Source organism: Ornithinibacillus contaminans (assembly GCF_001038425.2).
GTDB lineage: Bacteria > Bacillota > Bacilli > Bacillales > Amphibacillaceae > Ornithinibacillus > Ornithinibacillus contaminans.
Genome location: NZ_LDPV02000039.1, coordinates 1 through 5,707 on the forward strand (window position 1 = coordinate 1; position 5,707 = coordinate 5,707).

The 5,707-nt window shown below is 45.8% G+C and carries 2 protein-coding genes, 4 tRNA genes and 2 rRNA genes; 2 read left to right on the plus strand and 6 right to left on the minus strand.

Translation table 11 applies throughout. The annotated features are described in order from the left end of the window. Positions 1-63: 63 nt before the first annotated feature. Together JF53_RS10395 and JF53_RS10400 are read right to left on the minus strand one after the other, a co-directional pair. Positions 64-139: transfer RNA gene (locus JF53_RS10395), tRNA-Val, on the minus strand. 3 nt (positions 140-142) lie between these two features. Further along, a tRNA-Glu gene (locus JF53_RS10400) sits at positions 143-217 on the minus strand. A 240-nt stretch (positions 218-457) separates the two neighbouring features. Here JF53_RS10400 and fabI point away from each other — a divergent pair. Further along, a complete protein-coding gene (fabI, locus tag JF53_RS10405) occupies positions 458-1,234 on the plus strand; it encodes an enoyl-ACP reductase FabI (protein ID WP_047980541.1) in 777 nt (258 codons plus the stop codon). An 88-nt stretch (positions 1,235-1,322) separates the two neighbouring features. Beyond that, positions 1,323-2,066, plus strand: a complete 744-nt coding sequence (locus JF53_RS10410; protein WP_047980542.1) for a YwaF family protein — start codon at positions 1,323-1,325, stop codon at positions 2,064-2,066. Between the two features lie 18 nt (positions 2,067-2,084). Here the strand turns inward: JF53_RS10410 and JF53_RS10415 are convergent. The 4 genes from JF53_RS10415 to JF53_RS10430 form a co-directional block, all read right to left on the minus strand. Continuing rightward, a tRNA-Thr gene (locus JF53_RS10415) sits at positions 2,085-2,157 on the minus strand. 29 nt (positions 2,158-2,186) lie between these two features. Next, positions 2,187-2,261, minus strand: a tRNA-Asn gene (locus JF53_RS10420). 242 nt (positions 2,262-2,503) lie between these two features. Beyond that, positions 2,504-2,619: ribosomal RNA gene (gene rrf / locus JF53_RS10425) — 5S ribosomal RNA — on the minus strand. Between the two features lie 113 nt (positions 2,620-2,732). Continuing rightward, a 23S ribosomal RNA gene (locus JF53_RS10430) occupies positions 2,733-5,655 on the minus strand. Positions 5,656-5,707: the final 52 nt, after the last annotated feature.

Consider the following 5,707-nt stretch of genomic DNA (forward strand, 5'->3'; position numbering starts at 1 on the left):
TTGAACCCCCAACCTACTGATTACAAGTCAGTTGCTCTACCAATTGAGCTAGGCCGGCAAAAATGGTGGAGGATGCAGGGCTCGAACCTGCGACCCCCTGCTTGTAAGGCAGGTGCTCTCCCAGCTGAGCTAATCCTCCACTTGGTGACCCGTACGGGATTCGAACCCGTGTTACCGCCGTGAAAGGGCGGTGTCTTAACCGCTTGACCAACGGGCCAGTTTCAGTTGGTTGCTTGTCTTAGCAGTCAACGAATTTTATTATATACAGATTTGATACCTTTGTAAAGAGAAAAACGACGATTTTTTTAAAAAAATTCTCAAACCCTCGTAAAATCTGTCCTATCCTGGGTTAACAGGACATTTAAAAAAATATTTTTACATAAAAAATTGGTTTTCAGATGAAAAAATGATAAATTAGAATTAGGTACTAATAGTTAATCATAAATGGAGGTTCAAAATGGCTGGACTATTGAAAGATAAAAATATAGTGGTAATGGGTGTAGCTAATGAGCGCAGTATTGCTTGGGGTGTTACGAAGTCATTACACAATGCTGGAGCTAATTTAATTTTTACCAATAGACAAGAACGATCTTATCAAAAATTAACGAAGCTACTTGAGAAAAATGATATTGAGGCAAAACTAATTGTATCGTGTGACGTTTCCGATGATGAAAGTATCACGAATGCTTTCCAAGAGATTAAAGAAAAAGTTGGCGTTGTTCACGGTCTAGTCCATGCAATTGCATTTGCTAATCGTGATGAATTAAAAGGTGAATATGCCGATACTTCACGCGACGGATTCTTATTAGCCCAAAATATTAGTGCATTTTCACTTGTTGCAGTTACTCGCGCTGTTAAGGATTTAATGACAGAGGGTGGCAGCATTGTGACACAGTCCTATTTAGGAGCAGAAAAAGTTATTCCAAACTATAATGTTATGGGTGTTGCGAAAGCGTCCTTAGAGGCTAGCGTTCGCTATTTAGCTGAAGATGTAGGAAAGTATGGAATTCGTGTAAATGCTATCTCAGCAGGACCTATTCGTACGCTAGCAGCTAAAGGAGTTTCAGGCTTCAATGATAAGCTAAGTGTTGTCGAAGAAAAGGCTCCATTACGTCGCAACGTTGATCAAGATCAAGTAGGCGATGCAACGTTATTCTTTATGAGTGAACTTTCTAGAGGAATAACAGGAGAAGTATTACACGTAGACTCTGGATACAATATTATTGGTGGATAGATAATAGGTAATCAATACTTTATGACGCTTACTAGCAGTTTTAGTAAGCGTCATTTTATTAAGAACTAGTGAAGTGGGAGAGATTAGAATGGAAGAATGGTTTGGAAATAGCCCAATTAAGACATTTCAACCTTTTGGATTGCCACATACTTTGATGATAGCTTTCTACCTCATCGGCATCATAATCCTAATAATCTATACACCGAGGCTTAAACCAACAACTATTAATGCTATCCGGGGCTCATTACTGACTATCTTAGTTACCTCAGAGTTGAGTTACCAGGCATGGGGAATTATAAACGGAACATGGAATCCACGTGAATTTTTACCTTTTCAGCTTTGCAGTATAGCTGGAATTATTGCCATGCTCGCTCTTTGGACCAAGAACTACAAATTAATACAAATTACTTTCTTTATTGGCATTTTCCCATCATTTTTAGCTGTAATAACACCCGAATTACAGCAAGGCTATCCCCAATTTAGATTTTGGCAATTTTTCATCCATCATAGTATCCTGTCATGGGCAAGTTTATTTCTCATCCTAGCATTTCCGGTGCGGCTAACCATAAAAAAGACACTGGAGACCTATTTATATCTCCTGTGCTATGCTACTATTATCGGATTTATTATTAACCCTATCGTTCATGCAAACTTTCTATTTCTCGCCAGAACACCTTCTGCTAATACACCACTTAGCTTATTAGGTAACGGAATATGGTACTACGCTAATCTATGCCTTGTAGGAATCCTAGTATTTTTGTTCTTATATTATAGTTATGTTTTGCTGTCCCATAAGAAAAATGCATATAAAAAAACACCTACATCTCTTTAGACATAAGTGTTTGGAAAGAGCTTCCAAGCGGACTTGAACCGCTGACCCCCACCTTACCATGGTGGTGCTCTACCTGCTGAGCTATGGAAGCATTAAAACATAAATAAATAAACAAAAAAATGGCTCCACAGGTAGGACTCGAACCTACGACCGATCGGTTAACAGCCGATTGCTCTACCACTGAGCTACTGTGGAATAATAGTAGTAATATTTCCAGCCAAGTTTTTGACTGATTGTTCGATGTTGTTGGACCCCTGCATCTTCTAGTTTATTCAGAGAAGGTATATGCTTCGGGGTTACTCGTAGCTGATTCGGTAGAAGTGATGATCGTCTCTACCACTGAGCTACTGTAGAATAATAGTAATTATTCTATGTAATCTATTATGCAGCACACTCTTTTAGTATGCTCATTTTTTATTATACTATACAAAAATATTGCCTGGCAACGTCCTACTCTCGCAGGGGCAATGCCCCAACTACCATCGGCGCTGAAGAGCTTAACTTCTGTGTTCGGTATGGGAACAGGTGTGGCCTCTTCGCCATCGTCACCAGACATAATACTATGTCGCTCTGCTGAGTTTATCATTAAACCATCACAGAATCTCAACTATTTAGTTGTATTTATACCCTGAAAACTAAATAAGCAAAACAACGAATCAAGAGATGTTAGTTAAGTCCTCGATCGATTAGTATTCGTCAGCTCCACGTGTCACCACGCTTCCACCTCGAACCTATCAACCTCATCGTCTCTGAGGGATCTTACTCACTCGAAGTGATGGGAAGTCTCATCTTGAGGGGGGCTTCATGCTTAGATGCTTTCAGCACTTATCCTTTCCACACGTAGCTACCCAGCTATGCTCCTGGCGGAACAACTGGTACACCAGCGGTGTGTCCATCCCGGTCCTCTCGTACTAAGGACAGCTCCTCTCAAACTTCCAACGCCCACGACGGATAGGGACCGAACTGTCTCACGACGTTCTGAACCCAGCTCGCGTACCGCTTTAATGGGCGAACAGCCCAACCCTTGGGACCGACTACAGCCCCAGGATGCGATGAGCCGACATCGAGGTGCCAAACCTCCCCGTCGATGTGAACTCTTGGGGGAGATAAGCCTGTTATCCCCGGGGTAGCTTTTATCCGTTGAGCGATGGCCCTTCCATGCGGAACCACCGGATCACTAAGCCCGACTTTCGTCCCTGCTCGACTTGTAGGTCTCGCAGTCAAGCTCCCTTCTGCCTTTACACTCTTCGAATGATTTCCAACCATTCTGAGGGAACCTTTGGGCGCCTCCGTTACCTTTTAGGAGGCGACCGCCCCAGTCAAACTGCCCGCCTGACACTGTCTCCGAACCGGATCACGGTCCTGGGTTAGAAGGTCCATACAGCCAGGGTGGTATCCCACGGATGCCTCCACGTAAGCTAGCGCTCACGCTTCAAAGGCTCCCACCTATCCTGTACAAGCTGCACAGACATTCAATATCAGGCTACAGTAAAGCTCCACGGGGTCTTTCCGTCCTGTCGCGGGTAATGCGCATCTTCACGCATAGTATAATTTCACCGGGTCTCTCGTTGAGACAGTGCCCAAGTCGTTACACCTTTCGTGCGGGTCGGAACTTACCCGACAAGGAATTTCGCTACCTTAGGACCGTTATAGTTACGGCCGCCGTTTACTGGGGCTTCGGTTCAAAGCTTCGCACCGAAGTGCTAACCCATCCCCTTAACCTTCCAGCACCGGGCAGGTGTCAGCCCCTATACTTCGCCTTTCGGCTTCGCAGAGACCTGTGTTTTTGCTAAACAGTCGCTTGGGCCTATTCACTGCGGCTCACTCAAAGAATGAGCACCCCTTCTCCCGAAGTTACGGGGTCATTTTGCCGAGTTCCTTAACGAGAGTTCTCCCGCTCACCTTAGGATTCTCTCCTCGCCTACCTGTGTCGGTTTGCGGTACGGGCACCTATGATCTGGCTAGAGGCTTTTCTTGGCAGTGTGAAATCAGGAACTTCGCTACTAAATTTCGCTCCCCATCACAGCTTGAGCTTACGCCAGGCGGATTTGCCTACCTGACACTCTCACTGCTTGGGCGCACACATCCATCGGTGCGCATTCCTTATCCTACTGCGTCCCCCCATCGCTCATAACGATCATGAGGTGGTACAGGAATATCAACCTGTTGTCCATCGCCTACGCCTTTCGGCCTCGGCTTAGGTCCCGACTAACCCTGAGAGGACGAGCCTTCCTCAGGAAACCTTAGGCATTCGGTGAAAGAGATTCTCACTCTTTTTTCGCTACTCATACCGGCATTCTCACTTCTAAGCGCTCCACCAGTCCTCACGGTCTGACTTCGCTGCACTTAGAACGCTCTCCTACCATTGTTCGTAAGAACAATCCGCAGCTTCGGTGATACGTTTAGCCCCGGTATATTTTCGGCGCAGAGTCACTCGACCAGTGAGCTATTACGCACTCTTTAAATGGTGGCTGCTTCTAAGCCAACATCCTGGTTGTCTGTGCAACTCCACATCCTTTTCCACTTAACGTATACTTTGGGACCTTAGCTGGCGGTCTGGGCTGTTTCCCTTTCGACTATGAACCTTATCACCCATAGTCTGACTCCCAAGATAAAGTAGCTGGCATTCGGAGTTTGACTGAATTCGGTAACCCGATGAGGGCCCCTAGTCCAATCAGTGCTCTACCTCCAGTACTCATTTCTTGAGGCTAGCCCTAAAGCTATTTCGGAGAGAACCAGCTATCTCCGTGTTCGATTGGCATTTCACCCCTACCCACACCTCATCCCCGCATTTTTCAACATACGTGGGTTCGGGCCTCCAGTCAGTGTTACCTGACCTTCACCCTGGACATGGGTAGATCACACGGTTTCGGGTCTACGACCGCATACTAATTCGCCCTATTCAGACTCGCTTTCGCTACGGCTCCGTGTCTTCCACTTAACCTCGCATACGATCGTAACTCGCCGGTCCATTCTACAAAAGGTACGCCGTCACCCATTAACGGGCTCCGACTACTTGTAGGCACACGGTTTCAGGTTCTCTTTCACTCCCCTCCCGGGGTGCTTTTCACCTTTCCCTCACGGTACTGGTTCACTATCGGTCACTAGGGAGTATTTAGCCTTGGGAGATGGTCCTCCCGGATTCCGACGGAATTTCACGTGTTCCGCCGTACTCAGGATACACTCCGGAGAGAATTCCTTTTCGATTACAGGGCTGTTACCTTCTTTGGCCTACCTTTCCAGGTATGTTCGTCTAAAGAATTCCTTTGTAACTCCAAAGGAGTGTCCTACAACCCCAAAAAGCAAGCTTTTTGGTTTGGGCTGTTTCCGTTTCGCTCGCCGCTACTCAGGAAATCGCATTTGCTTTCTCTTCCTCCGGGTACTGAGATGTTTCAGTTCCCCGGGTCTACCTTCCATACCCTATGTATTCAGGTAAGGATACTGTTCCATTACGAACAGTGGGTTCCCCCATTCGGAAATCCTTGGATCAATGTCTACTTACGACTCCCCAAGGCATATCGGTGTTAGTCCCGTCCTTCATCGGCTCCTAGTGCCAAGGCATCCACCGTGCGCCCTTATTCACTTAACTAGCTTTACAATGAATAAGCAGTACACTAATAAAAATATTAGCCTTATGCTTT

Coding starts and splice junctions, on each gene's coding strand:
- fabI (WP_047980541.1), top strand. CDS start 458: ATGGCTGGACTATTGAAAGATAAAAATATAGTGGTAATGGGTGTAGCT.
- JF53_RS10410 (WP_047980542.1), top strand. CDS start 1,323: ATGGAAGAATGGTTTGGAAATAGCCCAATTAAGACATTTCAACCTTTT.